This window comes from Actinomycetota bacterium, from assembly GCA_016700055.1.
Classification (GTDB): domain Bacteria; phylum Actinomycetota; class Acidimicrobiia; order Acidimicrobiales; family Ilumatobacteraceae; genus Kalu-18.
In genome coordinates, this window is the sequence record CP064997.1 from 1,070,506 (window position 1) to 1,089,404 (window position 18,899).

The following is an 18,899-nucleotide window of genomic DNA, read 5'->3' on the forward strand; positions in this document are numbered from 1 at the left end:
CGATCAGGCCACGTGGAATTCGGGGGTGAGCATCGACATCGTCAGCAGGTTGGTCGGCTGCCACCACCCGCCCCACGGCTCCACGGATCGCTCGCCCTGCAGCCAGGTGGTGAGCGCCGCGTCGGTCGTCGACGACAGCGGCACCAGGCGGAACATCGTCGCCATCTCCGCGATCGCCGCGGGGACGGTGAGTTGCTTCAGGTGGTCGAATCCACCGTCCTCGCGCATCGACCAGGTGGCGTGGCGAGCAATCGACGCCCGTCCACCGAAGGTCGCCGAGTTCACCCAGTACCCGTTCAGCCGCCAGCCGGACACGTTCGGGGGGTTGAACGGCACCTGGCCCATGTCCTCGAAGAACCACTCCGGGTGCAACGTCGCGCAGCGATGCCCGGTGGCCTCCATCAGCGCCACGACGTAGTCGATCGGCGACCGCACCATCCCCTGCCGGGCACGCTGGCTGTAGAACTCGGGGTGGAGCAGGATCGCGCGCAGCAGCGCGCGGATGTCGAGCCCGCTGGTGATGAAGCCGTCGGCCAGCGCGTTCACGAGATCGGCGCTCGGCCCCTGGTACGCGAAGAACTCCCACAGCTTCTTGGCGATGAACCGAGCGGCGACGGCGCGCGTGGACGGGTTGTCACGCAGCACGTGGTCGATGATGTCGGGTCCGTTCCAGTCCCTCGTCGTGCCGAAGAACGTCTTCTGGGCGGTGTCGTGGTCACCGGGGCGGAACACGTACCGGTACGTGTCCCAGTCCAGGTTGTGCCCGGTCCACGCCTTTGCCGCGGCCTCCACGTCGGACTCGGCGTAGTTGCCGACGCCGAGCAGGAACAGCTCGAGCAGCTCACGGGCGAAGTTCTGGTTCTCGTTGCCCTTCACGCTCTCGGCGTTGTCGAGATACAGCAGCATCGCCGGCTCGATCGCCATCGCCTGTGCCAGCAGCCGCAGGTCGCCCAGTGCCCGCTGGCGGTACAGCCGGTTCTGGCTGAGCATCGCGTCGGTGCGGAACACCTTCTCCCACCCGCTCACGAAGTGCCCGTGCCAGAACAGCGTCATCTTCTCCTGCACCGGACGAGGCACGTCGACCATGCGGTCGATCCACCAGTGCACGGAGGCGACGAACTGCTCCCAGGTCATGTTCTCGTTGTGGGCCTGGAGGAACGGGGGCAGCGTGTCGGCGGGGTTCAGGCCGACGTTCAGCACGTCGTCGACGGCTGCGCTCAAGTCGAGCGGGGTCAGCGCGCTGACCCGCGCCGGACGAGCGACGAACTCGGTGCGCCGCAACAGATGCGTGATGTCGTCGGTGCTCGACGCCACGGAGACCCCTTCCCAACTCGCCGCGCTCTGCCGCCGCGGTCCCAGGTCAGGTATCGGTCGCGCCCGAGCGCCGGTACACCAAAGGAAGAGTCAGGATTTCGTCAAGGGCCACCACGGAGGGTGGCGGGACCCTAAGGATCAGCCCTTGGACTTGCGCTGGCCGTAGCGGCGGTTGAACCGCTCGACCCGGCCACCGGTGTCGACGAGCTTCTGCTTGCCGGTGAAGAACGGGTGGCATTCGTTGCACAGCTCTACACGGAGCTCGCCGTCGCGGGTGCTGCGCGTGGTGAACGTGTTGCCGCACGAGCAGACCACGACGGCCTCGGTGTAGGTGGGATGGATGTCGGACTTCATCGCGATCTGCTCCGCTTCGTCGAGCGAATCCCTCGCTCCAAGGACCGAATAAGTGTACCGACGCGGCCTCCTCGCCCCACCCATCACGGGTGGCCGAGGTGACAGCGGGTGCGTCACATCGAGGGCTGCTTGGCGATCTCGTTCAAGAACTCGTCGTTCGTGCGGAACGTCCGCAACCGGTCGATCAGCAGCTCGAGCCCCGGGGCGGCGTTGCCGTCGGCGGCCAGACCGGAGAGGACGCGACGCAGCTTCCACACCATCTGCAGCTGCTTGCGGTCGAACAGCAGCTCCTCGTGGCGCGTGCTCGACGCGTCGACGTCGATCGCCGGGTAGATGCGCCGCTCGGAGAGCTTGCGGTCGAGACGCAGCTCCATGTTGCCGGTGCCCTTGAACTCCTCGAAGATCGCCTCGTCCATGCGGCTGTTCGTCTCGACCAGCGCCGTCGCGAGGATCGTCAGTGAGCCGCCCTCTTCCACGTTGCGCGCCGCTCCGAAGAACTTCTTCGGCGGGTAGAGCGCACCGGCGTCGATGCCGCCGGACAGGATTCGCCCGCTCGCCGGGGCGGCGAGGTTGTAGGCGCGGCTCAGGCGGGTGATGCCGTCGAGGATCACCACCACGTCCTCGCCCTGCTCGACGAGACGCTTGGCCTTCTCGATGGCGAGCTCGGCGACGTGGGTGTGCTCGTCGCTCGGACGGTCGAAGGTGGAAGAGATCACTTCCCCCTTCACCGTGCGGCGCATGTCGGTGACCTCTTCGGGGCGCTCGTCGATGAGCAGCACCATCAGCGTCACCTCGGGGTTGTTGCGCTCGATCGCGGTGGCGATGGTCTTCATCACCGTCGTCTTGCCCGCCTTCGGCGGAGACACGATGATGCCGCGCTGGCCCTTGCCGATCGGCGAGACGAGGTCGATGATCCGCGCCGTCATGTTCATCGGGTCGCTGCCGTCTTCGAGGTGCAGCCGCTCGTCGGGGAAGAGCGCGGTGAGGTCTTCGAAGCGAGGCCGGTTCTTGATCTTGTCCGGGTCGCCGCCGTTCACGGTGAGCAGCTCGAGCAACGCCGGGTTCTTCTCGTTGCGGGCAGCCGGACGTGACATGCCGGTGATGTGGTCACCCTTGCGCAGCCCGTACTGGCGGGTCTGGCGCACCGAGATGTATACGTCGTCCTTGCTCGGCAGGTAGCCCTTCACGCGCAAGAAGCCGTAACCCTCGTCGCGCAGGTCGAGATAGCCGGACACGGCGACGGGCTCCATCGAGGGCTGCTCGACACCCTCTTCCACGATGTCGCGGTCGGTCCCCTGGGGGCCGATCTCGTCGCGGCCCGACTTGCCCCGACGACGCCGACGCTTGCGGCGATTCCCGTCGCCGTCGTCACCGTGCGCGCCGCCTTGCCCACCTTGCTGGCCCTGTCCGCCTTGGCGCTCGGCGCCCTGCTGGCCCTGTCCGCCCTGTCCGCCTTGGCGCTCGGCGCCCTGGCGGCCTTGCCCGGCCTGGCGATCGTCGCGCGGGGGGCGCGGGGAGCCCTCGGCGTCCCCACCCGAGCGCTCCGAGCGGGCTGCGCCGCCCGACGAGGCCGGCTCGGCCGTGTCGACCCCCTGCTTGGCCAGCTCGATCTCCCACTCGGCGAGGGGCTCGCCGTCGGGTCCGAGCACCACGGCATCCACCTCGGCCGAGGGTGGCGCGGCTGCGTCGGCGGCCGCGCTGTCGTCGGCGCGACGTTCGTCGTCGCCGGCTTCGCCGGTTTCGGGAGAAGCTGCGCCCCGGGGCGACCGGTCCGCCGGCCGTGACGTGGCGCCGTTGCCCTCGGCCGCCGGCGCGGCTGATGCGCCGGCGCCGACGGTCTCGAGGATCTTGTCGATGATGTCGGACTTCTTCGACCGGCTCGTCGCCTTCACACCGAGCGCCGAAGCGATCGCGAGAAGTTGTTCTTTGTCTTTGGATTCGAGCACCGACTGCTCTAGCGCCTCTGCGGCCACTACTACCTGCTTTCCCGAGAGGGGTTCTGGACAAGTGGGGGAGGTGACGAGCGAAGAGCTCGAACAACCAGCGGCCCCACCGCCGGAAGAGGGATTCGCACACGACCGGCTGCTCGACCGAACGTTCGGCCGGATCGGACGGGGTGCGGCCCGACATATCGGGCACCCCCAACCTACCGAGACTGCCCCACCCTCCGCAACGTCACCACCCGCAGTAGCCCACCCACCACCAACCGCGTCCGCCCCCCCACCAGCGCGCGCAGCTTGCGCGCCAATCTGTCAACCAACCTGCTCTAGGCGTCGTTTCGTTGACACATTGGCGCGCAAGCTGCGGTTTTCCTCCGGCTTTTCGAGGCGGTGAGCGGAGGGCGGCGGTGGGCCGCGGTGGCCGGCGGCGGGGGTCTCAGGGGCGGGCGACAGTGCGGACGAAGGCTTGCACCGCGGCGAGATCGTTCGGCAGGCGGGTGGTGCGCTCGGGGCGCTCGAGCAGGTCGGCCAGATGGGCCGGCAGCGGGGGGTGCACGCCGGTGGCCTTGTGCACGGCGTCGGGGAACTTGGCCGCATGGGCGGTGGCGAGGGTCACCATCGGTATCCCCGGAACGCAGCGGACTCGTGCTGCCGCGGTGCCGACCGCGGTGTGGGGGTCGATCAGAAGCCCGGTCTCGGCGTGCACTCGGCCGATCTCGGCGAGCGTCGCAGCGTCGTCGAAGCGTGCACTGCGGAACACCGGGGCGATCCAACGCGTGTACTGGTCGGCTTCCACGTCGAGGCGCCCGCAGGCCCGGAAGCGAGCCATCTGCTCGGCGGTCATCCCACCGTCGCGGTCGTTGATCTCGTAGAGCAGCCGCTCGAAGTTGGACGACACCTGGATGTCCATCGACGGCGACAGCGTCGGCACCACGGTGCTGGTCGTCATCGAGTGCGTCTCGAAGAAGCGGGTGAGGATGTCGTTCGTGTTCGAGCCGACGACGAGCGTCTCGATCGGGGCCCCTGCCTCACGGGCGATCCAGCCCGCCAGCACGTTGCCGAAGTTCCCGGTGGGCACGCTGAAGCTCAGCGGCTGGCCGCCGAGCGCGTCGACGGCGACCACGTAGTAGACGACCTGGGCCATCACCCGCGCCCAGTTGATGCTGTTCACCGCCGACAACGACAGCTCCTGACGGAAGGGGGCGTCGTTGAACATCGCCTTCACCAGGTCCTGGCAGTCGTCGAACGTGCCGTCGACGGCGACGGTGTGCACGTTCGGTGCGTCGACAGTGGTCATCTGGCGCCGCTGGACGTCGCTCACCCGGCCGTGCGGGTAGAGGATGACGATGTCGACGTGCGCGCAGCCCAGCACTCCGTCGATCGCCGCCGAGCCGGTGTCGCCGCTCGTCGCGCCGACGATTGTCACCCGCTGGCCGCGCTGGCCGAGCACGTGATCGAACAGCCGCCCGACGAGCTGCAGCGCGACGTCCTTGAAGGCGAGCGTCGGACCGTGGTGCAGCTCGAGCAGCCACTGGTCCGGCCCGATCTGCACCAGCGGGGTGGTCGCCGGGTGGCGGAACGTCGCGTAGGCGTGGTGGCACATCGACTTGAACGCCGCGCGGTCGATCTCGCCCTCGACGTAGGGCGCCATCACCGCCGCCGCCATCGCGGCGTAGTCACCGACGGGCAACTCGGGCAACGCCGGCCACTCGGCGGGCACGTACAACCCGCCGTCGGCGGCGAGCCCGGCCAGCAGCACGTCGGCGAAGCCGAGCTCTGGCGCCGAGCCCCGGGTGGAGACGTACCGCATCGACAAAGCGTCAGCTCCCGATCACGCGCAGCAGGCTGCCGACGGAGTGCACCACGTCGAGGTCGCGCAGCTCACGCAGTGTCGCCTGCACGGCGGACTCCTTGGCCACGTGGGTGATGAACACGAGGCGGGCTCCGTCGCCGCTGCCCTCTTGCTCCGCGGCCCTGATGCTCACGAGGTGCCGGGCGAAGACGCCGGTGACCGCGTGGAGCACCCCGGGGATGTCGGCGACGTCGAGGCTCAGCAGGTACTCGGCGCTGGTCTCGTCGATCGCGCGGATCTGTGCCTTGCCGAAGCTGCCGATGGTGCCGTGTGCGCCCTTCACCAGGTTGACGGCGGCGTCGATGACGTCTCCGAGCACGGCACTAGCCGTCGGCATGCCGCCGGCGCCACGGCCGAAGAACATCAGCGAGCCCACCGCGTCGCCTTCGATGAAGACCGCGTTGTAGCTCTCCCGCACGCTCGCCAGAGGGTGGTGCACCGGCACCATCGCCGGGTGCACGCGCACCGCGATCTCGCCGGTCTCCGCGTCTTGTTCCGCGATGCCGAGCAGCTTCACCACGTAGCCGAGCCGCTTGGCCATCGCGATGTCGCCCGCGGACACCGCGGCGATGCCCTCGTGGTACACGTCGCCGGCGACCACCCGCTTGCCGAACGCGATCGAGGCGAGGATCGCCGCCTTGGCCCCCGCGTCGAAGCCCTCGACATCGGCGGTCGGATCGCGCTCCGCGTAGCCGAGGCGCTGTGCCTCGGCCAGAGCCTCGGCGTAGTCGGCGCCGTCCTCGGTCATCTTGGTGAGGATGTAGTTGGTGGTGCCGTTCAGAATGCCCATCACTCGGCGCACCGGCTCGCCGAGCAGGCTCTCGCGCAGCACCCGCACCAGAGGGATCCCCCCGGCGACCGCGGCCTCGAACAGCAGGTCGACGCCGGCAGCATCGGCAGCTGCGAACAGCTCGGCGCCGACGTTCGCGAGCAGCTCCTTGTTCGCCGTCACCACCGGCTTGCCGCGGGCGATCGCGCCGGTGATCAGCTCGCGCGCCGGTTCGATGCCACCGATCACCTCGACGACGAGGTCGATGTTGGGATCCGTAACCACCGCGTGGGCGTCACGCGTGAGCACGCCCTCGTCCAAGTCGACCTCGCGCTCGCGCGACAGGTTGCGCACCGCCACGCGCGTCACCTCCAGGCGCACGCCGGTGCGGGCGGCGATGGCGTCGGCCTGGCGCGTGACGAGCTGTACCAGCGCGGCGCCGACGTTGCCGCAGCCGAGCACACCGATGCGGACCGTCTTCGCCTGCTGCGTCACGATCCGTGAGGGTAGGGGACGGCGGGAGCGGCGGGGAAGGCAGTTCAGCGGCGTCGCGGCGCGACGACGATGCCGTGGTGGGCGCGCAGCGCTTCAACGAGGGCGTCGAACCGCTCGCGCTCCAGCACCGTGCCCTCCCGACGCACTTGCGCCGGATCGACGTCGATGATCCTGTCGAGCTTCGCGTAGCTGGTGCGACCTTCTCTGTCCCACGGTCCCCGCCCGACGCACACCTGCGCCTCGTCTGGGCGCTCCTTCGAGGTGAGTGCCACCCCGACCGCGTGCTCTCGCCGCCGGCCGAAGAGCACCACCGGGCGGTCCTTGCCCTGGCTTGGATCGTCCTCGTAGGGCACCCAGGTCCACACCACCTCACCCGGGTCGGGGTCGCCGTCGAGCATGGGCTCGTAGGTGACGGCGATGTCCGCGCTCAGCTCGATGTCGGTTGCAGACGGAGCTCGGACGGCCTCGCCGCCACCGCCGGCGCCGCCGCCACGCACGGCTCGGCGCAGAGCATCGATCGTGCGCCGAGCCAACCCGCCCCGCTGACCGGTCATCGCCGCCACGCCCTCACGAAGATCATCCTTGCATCAGCGGCGGCGCGAGCGTGGCCCGCCGGGCGACGAGTTCCCGGCGGGCCACGGTCTAGGGGACGGGGCTTCCTAGCTGTCGAGGGTCATGCGGTGTCCGGGCGGCGGCGAACCAGCACCATCGCCCCACCGGCGCCGACGAGAAGGAGCCCGACGAGCAGCAGGCTCACCGAACCCCCGGTGCTCGGCAGTCCGCCCCCCGAGCCGGAGGCGATCGTGGTGGTCACCGCACCCGAGCCGGACCCTGTGGTGGTCGTCGGCCCACCCGAGTCGACCGACGTCGTCGTCTCCGCGGGCTCCGTCGTCGGCGGCGCCGTCGTCGGCGGCTCCGTAGTCGACGGCGGCTCCGTGGTGGACGGCGGGTTCGTCGTCGACGGCGGGTTCGTCGTGGACGGCGGGTTCGTCGTGTCTGGCGGGTCGCAGTCGACGTCCTCGGTCAGCGGCACCTCGCGGCCGTCGATGGTGACGACGATCTGGAACACCGGGTCGTCGACGTCTTCGAAGGGGATCTGGACGCTCGGGTTGTTCGCGTCGAGCACGTACTGCACACCGTCGACCACGAACGTGACCGGCTTGTCGCCACCGGTCCAGGTGATGGTGACGATCGCGGTCGCCACTCCGGTCTCCTCGTCGCAATCGATCCGCAGGTCGGCCGTACCCTCGCCGGGGCGATCGCAAGCGACGTCGATGCTGAGCGGGGTGTCGACACCGTCGATCCGGATCGTGATCTGGAACAAGCCATCCGGTGCATCAGTGGTGAGCGTCAGCTCCTGAGACGCACCTCCGGGCTGGATCACGATCGGGTTCGGGAAGCCCGGCACCTCGAACGTGACGGCCTCGTCACCGCCGGTGTGCGCCAGCGTCAACTTCACCGTCGCCGTGCCCTCGACGCAGTTCACCGAAAGCGTCCCGGTGCCCTCGCCGGGGTCGTCACAGTCGGTCGGGCGCGTTACCGTCCCTGACCAGTTGGTCTGGCCACCAGCCTCGCCCGAGCCCCAAGGGGCCTGGGTCTCGGCGTAGATCCGCACGTATGCGGGGTTGCTCGCCGGCCACGGGAACGAGCCGCTGAACGAATAGCCGTTCTCGGGAGTGAACGCCCCCGAACCGACCAGCCCGAGCCACCCGCTGTCGCCCTCTGCGCCGATGACGACAGATGGGTTGGTGCGTGACCCTTCCACCCCCGGCCAGCCTTCCCAAGCCGTTGCGGTGTAGTGGACGACGCCTTCGCAATCTGCGTATGCGGACACGTCGGAGTGGTGGGCGCTCACCGGAGAACTGAGAGCGGGCAACGCCAGCACCGCGGCCACGGCAATCGCTGCGCTGAGCAGGATGCGGGTGGTCCTTCGACTTGGGCTCCCTGACGTCACTTTCGTCATTGCTGCGGCCTCCGCCTCTCGAGCGCCGTTCGGCGCTTGGTTGGTTCGGTGGCGGGCCGGTTTCGCTCTTGCTCCCCGCCGGCCAAGCGACCAGTTGCAGCCAGCGGATCAACGCATCCCTACCGTGCCGGTTCGCGAACGATCCGGCAAGAAGACCCTACGCGATGGGTGTAGCAAATGTCTCGGCCGTTCGCAGATCCTTGACGGGAATGGGTCGTTGGGCCCATCGCCCCAGCGTGGCGTGTCGGCGGCCGAGCGCGGAAGCCGAACCGCGACTCAGCCGACGTCGCCGCGCACCAGGTCGTCGAACGTCTCCCGGCGCACCACCAGACGGGCGTCGCCGTCGTGCACGAACACCACTGCCGGGCGCAGCACCTTGTTGTAGTTGGAGCCCATCGAGTGCCCGTAGGCACCGGTCACCGGCATCGCCAGCAGGTCGCCCACCGCCGCCCCGGCGGGCACGGCGGCGCGGAAGATCAGCACGTCGCCGCTCTCGCAGTGCTTGCCGACGACCCTCACCTGCTCACGGCGCTCGGCCAAGACGTCGCGCACGAGGAAGGCCTCGTAGCCACTGCCGTACAGCACGGGGCGAGGGTTGTCGCTCATCCCGCCGTCGACCGCGACATAGGTACGCACGGAGGGGATGCGCTTCACCGTGCCGACGGTGTAGACGGTGACGGCCGCGGCGCCGACGATCGCCCGGCCCGGCTCGACGTACACGCGACTGCGCACCCCGAGCGCGGCGCAGGCGTCGAGCAGCACCGAGCCCCACGTGGTGATCGTCGGTGCCTCCTCGTCGGTCACGTACGCGACGCCCAGCCCGCCGCCGAGGGTGAGCTCGGGCAGGTCGAGCGGCCGCACGAAGCCGGCCATCACCTCGGCCGCCTTGGCGAAGCTCGACGCCTCGAAGACGTTGGAGCCGATGTGGCAGTGCACGCCGACGAGCTCGCCGACGCCGGAGGCGCGGATGCGCTCGATGGCGCGGAGCGCGTCGCCGTTCGACAGGTTGAACCCGAACTTGGAGTCGTCCTGCCCGGTGGCGATGTACTCGTGGGTGTGGGCGTGTACACCGGGAGTGACCCGCACCTGAAGCCGAGGCCGGGGCAGCCCTTCGGCACGGAGCGCGTCCAGGCGATCGAGCTCGTCGAAGGAGTCGACCACCACGTGGCGCACGCCCTCGCTCAAGGCCATGCGCAACTCGTCGAGGCTCTTGTTGTTGCCGTGCATCACGCAGCGGTCCGCGGGCACGCCGGCATGAAGCGCGACGAACAGCTCGCCTCCCGTGGCGACGTCGAGCAGCAGCCCCTCGTCGTGGGCGAGGCGGGCCATCGCGGTGCACAGGAACGCCTTCGTCGCGTAGACGACTCGGTCGGGACCGAACGCGGCGACCGCCTCGCGACAGCGCCTCCGCAGGTGGGCCTCGTCGTACACGAACAGCGGGGTGCCGTGCTCGGCGGCCAGCGCCGTCACGTCGCAACCGCCGATGCGCAGCTCGCCGGACGCGCCCACCTCGGCGGTGTCGGGCAGCAGGCGCAGCGGCACGGGGGCACTCATCGCCGCCCGCTCACATCTGCTCGGGGGCTTCGATGCCGAGCAGCCCGAGCCCGGTTTCGAGCACCCGCGCGGTCAGGTCGCAGAGCGCCAACCGGCTCTCGCGCGTGGCCTCGTGACCGGCCTTCAGCACCGGGCAGTGCTCGTAGAACGCGGTGAAGTCGGTGGCCAGGTCGTACAGGTAGCCGCACAGCCGGTGGGGGCTGTAGCGCTCCAGCGTGTCCTGCACCGCGGCGTCGAAACCCAACAGCGCGAGGGCGAGCCGGCGCTCTTCGGGCGCGGCGATCTGGGGCGTCACCGCCCGCACGGAGGCCCTCTCCACTCCGGCGCGCCTGAAAATGGAGCAGATGCGGGCGTGCGCGTACTGGAGGTAGGGCGCGGTGTTGCCGTCGAAGGACAGCATCCGGTCCCAGTCGAAGACGTAGTCCTTGATGCGGTCCGTCGACAGGTCGGCGTACTTGACTGCGCCGATGCCCACCATGCGGGCCACTTCGGCGGCCTGCGCGTCGGGCAGGGCGGGGTTCTTCTCCTCGACCGCGGCGCGGGCGCGGACCACCGCCTCGGACAGCAGATCGGCGAGCTTCATCGGCTCGCCGCTGCGGCTCTTCAGCATCTTGCGGTCGCTGCCGAGCACGTTGCCGAAAGGAACGTGCACGGCCTCGACCGGCGGCCGCAGCCATCCGGCTAGCCGGGCCACGTCGAACACCATCTGCAGGTGTTGGGCCTGGGGGGCGCCGACGACGTACAGCAGCAGGTCGGCGTGCAACCGCTCGACACGGTCGATCACGCAGGCGAGGTCGCTCGTCGCGTAGTTGAACCCGCCTGTGCCCTTCTGCACGATCAGCGGCAGCGGATCGCCCTCACGGTTCGTGTAACCGGGCACGAACACCACGTCTGCCCCGGCGGACTGCTGCAGCATGCCCAACTCGTCGAGCCGGCGGATCACCTCGGGAAGCAGGTCGTTGTACGCGCTCTCCCCCATCAGATCGCCGTCGTTCAGCAGCACGCCGAGGCGGTCGTACACGGTGTTGAAGTGGGCGGCGGAGACCTCCACGAGCAGGTTCCACAGACGCAGCGTCTCGGGGTCGCCGGCTTGAAGCGCGACCACCCTCTGCCGGGAGCGCTCTCTCAGTTCGTCGGAGGCGTCGAACGCGGCCCGAGCATGCTTGTAGAAGGCGTCGAGGTCGCCGAGCGACAGGTGCTGCGCGGCCTCGGCCTCGCCGATGTCGACGAGGTGCTCGATGAGCATCCCGAACGGGGTGCCCCAGTCGCCGATGTGGTTCTCTCGGATCACCCGGTGACCGACGAAGCCGAGCAGGCGAACCAATGCGTCGCCGATCACAGTCGTGCGCAGGTGGCCGACGTGAATTTCTTTCGCCACGTTCGGTGCGGAGTAGTCGACCACCACGGTCAGCGCCCGCGCCGGCGCAGTCACCCCCAGCCGCTCGTCGGCAGCAGACGATGCGAGCTGACCCGCGAGGAAGGCGTCGTCGAAGGTGAGGTTCAAGAACCCCGGCCCGGCGATCTCGATGCCGCTGCACACGGCCGCCAGGCCGCCCGCGGCGTCGACGACCGCCTGCGCGACCTCGCGCGGATTGCGGCCGAGACGCTTCGCCAGGGCGAGGGCACCGTTGGCCTGCGCGTCGGCGTGCTCGCTCGGGCGCACCACCGGGTCGACGTCGACGTCGCCACCGGCCACCTGCGCGAAGGCAGGGCGCAGCAGGTCTTCGATGTTGCGCAGCGGATCGGCCATGAGCCGCCCATTGTGGCGCGCGCTCGGATCGATCCTCCTACACGATCCGCCGGCATGGAGCGCTCGACGGTGCCCAGGTAGCCTGCCCCGGCCCGCCCTCGTAGCTCAGGGGATAGAGCATCGGCCTCCGGAGCCGTGTGCGCAGGTTCGAATCCTGCCGAGGGCACGCTTGTGATGTCGCGAGACATAGGAAACGGTCCGAACCTTCATTGGGGTTCGGACTGTGTTGTTTTTCGGGTGGGTCGGGGGTCTCGGTCGTTGAAGGGTTGGTAGTCGCGGGTGGGGTCGAGGGTGAGGTGGCGGTAGAGCTCGCCGGTGGCGGCGTCGATGACGCGGATGTCGAGGTCGTCGATGAGGAGTAGGACGCGGGTCGGGCGAGGGTTCGGCTGAGGCCGATGTGGTGGAGGCGTCCGTGGTGGCGCAGGGTGACGCGTCCGGCTTGGTCGACGGTGTCGCGCCGGACGCGGTGGTGGCGGTCGTCGTCGCGGGTGCCGGGTGTGGCTTTGGGCCGTGTCGCGTAGGCGACGGCGGGGGTGCTGTGGCCGGGTAGGGAGCGGTGGGGGCGCTGGTGGTTGTAGACGTCGACGAAGCGGTCGCAGAGCTGTTGGAGCTCGTCGATCGTGGTGGCGGGTGGTCGGGCGGTGAGCCAGAGCTTCATGGTTTGTTGGACGCGCCTGACCTTGCCGCAGGTGCCGGGGTGGTTGGGTCGGGAGTTCTTCTGGGTGACGCCGAGGTGGCGTAGTTCGGTCTCGAAGCCTGCGGCCACTGCGGCCACCTGACAGGCGGGTGGTGAACACCATGCCGTTGTCGGTGAGGGTGGATGCGGGGATCCCGTGGGTGGCGCACGCTTGGCGGAAGGCGGCCACGACGATGGGGCCGGTGACCCGACGGTGGGCGGTGACCGAGATGAGGTAGCGGGAGTGGTCGTCGAGGAAGGTGAGGACTTCGACGTCGGTGCCGTCGGCGAGGCGGACGTGGGTGAAGTCGGCTTGCCAGCACTCGTTGGGTTGGTCGGCTTGGAAGCGGATGTACGACGAGCGGGGACGCTTGTGCGGTTGGGGGTCCACGGCCCCGGCGCGGCGCAGGATCCGCCAGATGGTCGCTGCTGACACCCGGATGTGGTGATGGTGTTCGAGGATCCACACCAACGTCGCCGGGCCGGCGTCGAGCCCGCCGGCGACACGAGACTTGCGGTGCTCGAGGACCAGCTCGACGACAGTCTCAGGGGTCGCGGTCGGCGAGCGGGCCGGGCGACGCGATCGTGGCTCGAACGCCGCCTCGCCTTCGGCGCGGTAGCGGGCCACGAGCTTCGACACCCACCCCTTCGACACCTTGTAGGTGCGGGCGACCTCAGCCTGGGAGCGTCCCTGGACAACGACAGCGGTGATGACCAGACGGGCTATCGACACCGGCAACGGTCACCGCCGGACCCACCCCGGCCGCGGACCCCGCGTTTCCTATGTCTCGCGACACCCGTTTCCTATGTCCTGAAACCACACACTGCCGAGGGCACGCTTGTGATGTCGCGAGACATAGGAAACGGTCCGAACCTTCATTGGGGTTGCTGTTGTTTTGGGGTCGGGGTCCCGGTCGTTGAGGGTTGGTCGGGTGGGGTCGAGGGTGAGGTGGCGGTAGAGCTCGCCGGTGGCGGCGTCGATGACGCGGATGTCGAGGTCGTCGATGAGGAGAGGACGGGGTTCGGGCGAGGGTTCGGCTGAGGCCGATGTGGTGGAGGCGCCGTGGTGGCGCAGGGTGACGCCGGCTGGTCGCGGTGTCGGGGGTGGTGGCGGTCGTGTCGGGGTGGGTGTGGCTTTGGGCGTGTCGCTAGGCGACGGCGGGGTGGTGGCCGGGTAGGGAGCGGTGGGGCGCTGGTGGTTGTAGACGTCGACGAAGCGGTCGCAGAGCGTGGAGCGCGATCGTGGTGGGGGTGGTCGGGCGGTGAGCCAAGCTTCATGGTTTGTTGGAGGTGACCTTGCCGCAGGTGCCGGGGGGTTGGGTCGGAGTTCTTCTGGGTGACGCCGAGGTGGCGAGTCGGTCCGAAGCCTTGGGCCACGGCCACCTGACAGGCGGGTGGTGAACACCATGCCGTTGTCGGTGAGGGTGGATGGGATCCCGTGGTGGCGCACGCTTGGCGGAAGGCGGCCACGACGATGGGGCCGGTGACCCGACGGTGGCGGTGACCGAGATGAGGTAGGGGAGTGGTCGCCAGAAGTGAGGACTTCGACGTCGGTGCCGTCGGCCAGGCGGACGTGGGTGAAGTCGGCTTGCCAGCACTCGTGGGTTGGTCGGCGAAGGGATGTACGACGAGCGGGGCGCGTGCGGTTGGGGTCCACGGCCCTGGCGCGGCGCAGGATCCGCCAGATGGTCGCGCTGACACCCGGATGGGTGATGGTGTTCGAGGATCCACACCAACGTCGCCGGGCCGGCGTCCAGGCCCGCCGGCGACACGAGACTTGCGGTGCTCGAGGACCAGCTCGACGACAGTCTCAGGGGTCGCGGTCGGCGAGCGGGCCGGGCGACGCGATCGTGGCTCGAACGCCGCCTCGCCTTCGGCGCGGTAGCGGGCCACGAGCTTCGACACCCACCCCTTCGACACCTTGTAGGTGCGGGCGACCTCAGCCTGGGAGCGTCCCTGGACAACGACAGCGGTGATGACCAGACGGGCTATCGACACCGCAGTCACCGCCGGACCCACCCGGACCCCGCGTTTCCATGTCGCGACACCCGTTTCCTTGTCCTGAAACCACACACTGCCGAGGGCACGCTTGTGATGTCGCGAGACATCGGCAAGGCCCGAACCTTCATTTGGGGTTCGGGTTCTTGGTTTTTCGGGGTCCTTTGGGTCCGCCGGTTGGTTTGCCGGTGCCGTGGTAGCGGCGGTTGGGGTCGATCGTGAGGGTGCGGATGATTTCGCCGGTGGTGGCGTGGATGACGCGCACTTCGAGGTCGTCGATGAGCATCAGGACGGGGGTTCGGTCGAGGGTTCGTCCGAGGCCGATGTGGTGGAGGTGGCCGTTGACGCGCAGGCTGATGTTGCCGGCGTTGATGCGGTCGCGGCGGACTCGTGAGTGCGGTGAGTGGACGCCGGTGGGGGTGGCTTTGGGGCGTGTCGTGTAGGCGACGTGCGGGGTGGTTCGGTGTGGGAGCGAGCGGTGCGGTCGGTGATGGTTGTAGGTCTCGATGAAGACGTTGAGTTGGTGTTGGAGAGCAGTGATGGTGGTTGGGCCGGGTTGGCTGCGAAGCCACTTCTTGAGGGTCTCGTGGAAGCGTTCTACCTTGCCGCAAGTGGTCGGGTGATTGGGTCGGCTGTTCTTCTGGACGATCCCGAGTGAGTCGAGTAGGTGCTCGAAGCCGTTGCGGCCTCCTTTCCCGCCGGCGAGGCGGGTGGTGAACACCATGCCGTTGTCAGTGAGAGTTGAGCTGGGAACTCCGTGGGTCTCGATCGCTGCCGCGAACGCGGTGACGACGATCGGGCCGGTGACCCGGCGGTGGGCGGTGACCGAGATCGCGTAGCGGGAGTGGTCATCGATCCAGCACAGGATCTCGGCGTCGGATCCGTCGGCCAGGCGATGGTGGGTGAAGTCGCCCTGCCAGGTCTCGTTCGGGAAGTCGGCTTGGAATCGGATGTAGGAGGACTTCGGGCGCTTCTTCGGGGCTGGCGTGATGGCGTTGGCGCGGCGCAGGATCCGGTACACGGTCGCCCGCGAGATCTCGATCCGATGATGCTGGGCGAGATGCCACACGATCGTGTCCGCCCCTGCGTCCAGGCCCGCTGCGGTGAGCTGGCGGCGCAGCTCGAGCACGACCTCGACAGTCGTGGCCGGCGTCGCCCCGGGACGCGTGACTGGACGTCGTGAGCGCGGCTCGAACGCGGCGTCACCCTCAGCACGCCAGCGGGACACGAGCCGAGACACCCAACTCTCGGCAACGTCGTAAGCCCGGGCGACCTCGGCCTGGGAACGACCCTCAACAACGACAGCGGTGATGATCAGCCGGGCTCGCGACACCCAGCCAGATCAGCCGCCACCTTGCCTATGACGCGCGACATCCCTTGCCGATGTGGTGAGACTCCACACTGCCGAGGGCACGCTGTGATGTCGCGAGACATCGGCAAGGCCCGACATCAACGGCTACGCGGTCGCCGATCAGCTTCGCCGTGCTGGCACACCAGCGGGGAGGTCTGGCTCGCACAGCCAGTGCAGGAGGTCGATGGCCTCGTTGAGGGAGAGTTGCTGTCCTTCGGTAATCGCTCTGGAGAGCTCTACATCACCGAGTACACGGCGGAGCTTCGCGGTGGCGTCCGCGCGCCGCTGCTGCTCGAGGTCCGTGCCGAGGTGGTCGTGGGCTTCGGCCAGGGCCTCCAGCGCGCCGAGGAGCACCGCTGCGCCGCGGGCGTTGGCGGAGATGGCCACGTCCGGCACCAGCTGCAGCGCGCCGAGCGCGCCAGTGGGCTCGTGCTGCACCTGGATGTCGCAGAACTCGGCCACACCACGTAGGAAGGCTCGGCCGTCACCCGCCTGAAGGCTGCGGTGGGCGGCGGCGAGGATGGTGTGGGCGAGGACATTGGTGCGGTCGGTCGCGCGCGCGCGAGGTCGGCTGCTTCGGCTCTGAGGCGATCGCTGACCGGGTCAGCGGGTGCGATCAGCAACCGGTTGATGATGGCGCTCTGCAGCCGCACGACCCCGACGGCCCGAGCCTCGGCGATCGCCCGGTCGGCCAGCTCGAGCGCGTGGGGGATGTCGCCTCCGACGGCCACCACCACCGCGAGCGGACCGAGGAGTCTCAAGGGATCGCCGTTGCCGGCGAGCAGCTCGCGCTCCGTGGCGGCCGCGAGCTCGAGGGCTTCGGCGGTGTGGTTCGAGAAGGCCAGCCGGACCGCCAGGCGGGTGGCGGCGAAGGTCGGCAACGGCAAGGCGGCCTGCGCCGCGAGGTCGAGCGCTCGGTGAGCTGCCTGTTCACCCTCCTCGTTGCGTCCGACCGTCCAGCCGAAGCCCGCGTACCAGCCGAGCACCTCGACGCGGATGTGATCCGGCACGCCGTCGACGTCACAGGCTCCCAACCGGCTCATGGCGTCGTTGCCGCGGGCGCGTACGAGCCAGAAGTCGACGAGCTCGAGCGCGAGGAGCGCGGCGGCGGGAGGGTCGTGGTCCAGCAGCCAGGTGTGGGCGGCGTAGAGGTCGTCGATGTTCTCGGCCAGCCGGTTCATCCGTGCGGCGACGACTGCCGGGTCGACATCGTCGAGCGGTACGGGAACAGAGTGCTGCATCCAACGCGCGTGCCGCGCGTCCGCCCCCGATGCGCGGCCGGCCTGTTGAAGCGTGGAGCTGCAGTAGCGCCGCATCGGCGCTAGGAGGCGGAAGCCACCTCCCACGCGCACGATCAGGGATCGCCGCACCAGCTCGTCCAGCGTGTCAGCGACGTCGAGCTCGGCCCGACCACTCACGGCGGCGGCGGCGCGCCAATCGAACGCGGCGTGGAAGACCGACAGGTCGATCAGTGCCTCGCGGTCGGCATCGGTGAGCAGGTCGATGCTCCAGGCGATCGTCGAATCGAGCGTGTCATGACGATGGCCCGCGCGGCGGCCGCGCAACAGCTCGAAGGTGTCGGCGAGCCGTTCGGCGATCGTGGCGACATCCATCACGCGCACCCGGGCCGCCGCCAGCTCCACCGCGAGGGGAAGACCGTCCACTCGCTCGCAGATGGTCGCAACGTGGACCATCGTCTCCTCGTCCGCCATGAATCCCGGGTTCGCGTTGGAGGCTCGCTCCACGAACAACCGTGCCGCGGGCGATTCGCGCACGTCGCCCTCGAACGAGAGCGGCGCGACGTACAGCACATGCTCACCGGGCAGCCCGAGGTCGCGCTGTGACGTGCACAGCAGCGCCGCACTCGAGGTGCCCGAGCGAACGGCTCGTAGCATCGCGTTGACCCCGTCGAGGACATGCTCGCAGTTGTCCAGCACGAAGAGCGCTCGCCGCTCACCCAGCGCACGGCGAACAGAGGCGGTGAGCGATTCGGCCGAGTCGTCAGCGAGCTCGAGGACGTCGGCCAGCGCCGAGAGGACCCGCTCGGGTTCGGCGACCCTGGCAAGGTCGACGAACCACGTTCCGTCCGGGAACAGATGGCGCGCTTCATGCGCCGCGTGCACTGCGAGCCGCGTCTTGCCGACACCGCCCGTCCCGACGAGCGTGACCAGGCATCCCGGCGTGAGGCGATCGTCAAGCTCGGCGAGCTCGACCTCCCGTCCGATGAAGGCATCGGCGTCGATCGCAGGCAGCCAGCCTTCGACCGCATTCTCGGTCCGAAGCTCGACGCGGCTCGCCACCGTGCCTGGCCTCATCACCTCCACGATCGCTTCGGGCTCGAGAAAGCCCTTCAGGCGGTGCACCCCGCGGTCGACGAGCGCCACCTCCACCGGTGATGACCTGCGAAGCTCCTCCGCTGCTGCGCTGCTGATCAGAATCTGGCCGCCGTGCCCGGCGGACATGATCCGGGCGCACCGATGCATGACCGGCCCGAACAGATCACCACCGCGAGACTCCACAACACCGCAGTGAACGCCCATACGCACCCGCAACGGCTCGACGAGCAGACCGGCCGCGCTTGGCCCCTGAGCGAGAGCCTCTTGGAAGTCCAGAGCCGCGCCTACCGCATCTCCGACAGAGCTGAACGCTGCGACCATTCCGTCACCGGTGCCATGGACGACATCTCCGTGACGCGCAGCGACCACGTCCCTGACCAGACGATCATGGTGCTGGAGGAGCACCCGCATGGAGTCGGGATCCCCATCCCACCGCTGCGTCGAGCCCTCGATATCGGTGAAGAGCATGGCCCGATCGACGAACAGTGGGCCCGCAGTCACGCTGGTCGCCGCCCAGGCCTCACACGCTGCACGTTAGTGGCGCAAT

Annotated in this window: 12 protein-coding genes, 1 tRNA gene, 1 pseudogene and 1 riboswitch; of the genes and pseudogenes, 1 reads left to right on the forward strand and 13 read right to left on the reverse strand. The window is 69.1% G+C overall.

The window, feature by feature from the left end:
* Positions 1–3 precede the first annotated feature (3 nt).
* The 9 genes from IPM43_05140 to argS form a co-directional block, all read right to left on the reverse strand.
* Positions 4–1,314: a DUF1800 domain-containing protein gene (locus IPM43_05140; GenBank protein QQS25756.1), complete on the reverse strand. Its 1,311-nt coding sequence runs from the start codon at positions 1,312–1,314 to the stop codon at positions 4–6.
* A gap of 138 nt (positions 1,315–1,452) precedes the next feature.
* Positions 1,453–1,668: a 50S ribosomal protein L31 gene (gene rpmE / locus IPM43_05145; protein QQS25757.1), complete on the reverse strand. Its 216-nt coding sequence runs from the start codon at positions 1,666–1,668 to the stop codon at positions 1,453–1,455.
* A gap of 113 nt (positions 1,669–1,781) precedes the next feature.
* A complete protein-coding gene (gene rho / locus IPM43_05150) occupies positions 1,782–3,641 on the reverse strand; it encodes a transcription termination factor Rho (GenBank protein ID QQS25758.1) in 1,860 nt (619 codons plus the stop codon).
* Between the two features lie 403 nt (positions 3,642–4,044).
* Positions 4,045–5,418, reverse strand: a complete 1,374-nt coding sequence (locus IPM43_05155; protein ID QQS25759.1) for a threonine synthase — start codon at positions 5,416–5,418, stop codon at positions 4,045–4,047.
* 10 nt (positions 5,419–5,428) lie between these two features.
* Positions 5,429–6,697 carry a homoserine dehydrogenase gene (locus tag IPM43_05160; protein QQS26338.1) on the reverse strand — a complete coding sequence of 423 codons (1,269 nt, stop codon included), beginning with the start codon at positions 6,695–6,697 and terminating at the stop codon, positions 5,429–5,431.
* Positions 6,698–6,768: 71 nt separating this feature from the next.
* On the reverse strand, positions 6,769–7,278 hold the full coding sequence (locus IPM43_05165) for a type II toxin-antitoxin system PemK/MazF family toxin (protein QQS25760.1): 510 nt from the start codon (positions 7,276–7,278) through the stop codon (positions 6,769–6,771).
* A gap of 119 nt (positions 7,279–7,397) precedes the next feature.
* Positions 7,398–8,618 carry an LPXTG cell wall anchor domain-containing protein gene (locus IPM43_05170; protein ID QQS25761.1) on the reverse strand — a complete coding sequence of 407 codons (1,221 nt, stop codon included), beginning with the start codon at positions 8,616–8,618 and terminating at the stop codon, positions 7,398–7,400.
* Between the two features lie 114 nt (positions 8,619–8,732).
* A riboswitch (cyclic di-GMP riboswitch) is annotated at positions 8,733–8,813 on the reverse strand.
* A 150-nt stretch (positions 8,814–8,963) separates the two neighbouring features.
* Positions 8,964–10,241: a diaminopimelate decarboxylase gene (lysA, locus tag IPM43_05175; GenBank protein QQS25762.1), complete on the reverse strand. Its 1,278-nt coding sequence runs from the start codon at positions 10,239–10,241 to the stop codon at positions 8,964–8,966.
* A 10-nt stretch (positions 10,242–10,251) separates the two neighbouring features.
* Positions 10,252–11,991: an arginine--tRNA ligase gene (gene argS, locus IPM43_05180; GenBank protein QQS25763.1), complete on the reverse strand. Its 1,740-nt coding sequence runs from the start codon at positions 11,989–11,991 to the stop codon at positions 10,252–10,254.
* A gap of 94 nt (positions 11,992–12,085) precedes the next feature.
* Between argS and IPM43_05185 the strand changes: the two genes are divergently transcribed.
* Positions 12,086–12,157, forward strand: a tRNA-Arg gene (locus tag IPM43_05185).
* Positions 12,158–12,197: 40 nt separating this feature from the next.
* Here the strand turns inward: IPM43_05185 and IPM43_05190 are convergent.
* From IPM43_05190 to IPM43_05205, 4 genes and pseudogenes are all read right to left on the reverse strand, one after another.
* Positions 12,198–13,400, reverse strand: a pseudogene (locus IPM43_05190) (IS481 family transposase).
* 143 nt (positions 13,401–13,543) lie between these two features.
* On the reverse strand, positions 13,544–14,740 hold the full coding sequence (locus IPM43_05195; protein ID QQS25764.1) for a helix-turn-helix domain-containing protein: 1,197 nt from the start codon (positions 14,738–14,740) through the stop codon (positions 13,544–13,546).
* Between the two features lie 52 nt (positions 14,741–14,792).
* Positions 14,793–15,998, reverse strand: a complete 1,206-nt coding sequence (locus IPM43_05200; protein ID QQS25765.1) for an IS481 family transposase — start codon at positions 15,996–15,998, stop codon at positions 14,793–14,795.
* A 254-nt stretch (positions 15,999–16,252) separates the two neighbouring features.
* Complete coding sequence (locus tag IPM43_05205; GenBank protein ID QQS25766.1) at positions 16,253–18,820, reverse strand: adenylate/guanylate cyclase domain-containing protein; 2,568 nt, start codon at positions 18,818–18,820, stop codon at positions 16,253–16,255.
* Between the last annotated feature and the right edge of the window lie 79 nt (positions 18,821–18,899).

Bases quoted from the DNA above. Each gene is read 5' to 3' on its own strand.
- rpmE (QQS25757.1), bottom strand. From the start codon at position 1,668: ATGAAGTCCGACATCCATCCCACCTACACCGAGGCCGTCGTGGTCTGC.
- lysA (QQS25762.1), bottom strand. From the start codon at position 10,241: ATGAGTGCCCCCGTGCCGCTGCGCCTGCTGCCCGACACCGCCGAGGTG.
- IPM43_05205 (QQS25766.1), bottom strand. From the start codon at position 18,820: ATGCTCTTCACCGATATCGAGGGCTCGACGCAGCGGTGGGATGGGGAT.
- argS (QQS25763.1), bottom strand. From the start codon at position 11,991: ATGGCCGATCCGCTGCGCAACATCGAAGACCTGCTGCGCCCTGCCTTC.
- IPM43_05165 (QQS25760.1), bottom strand. From the start codon at position 7,278: ATGACCGGTCAGCGGGGCGGGTTGGCTCGGCGCACGATCGATGCTCTG.
- IPM43_05155 (QQS25759.1), bottom strand. From the start codon at position 5,418: ATGCGGTACGTCTCCACCCGGGGCTCGGCGCCAGAGCTCGGCTTCGCC.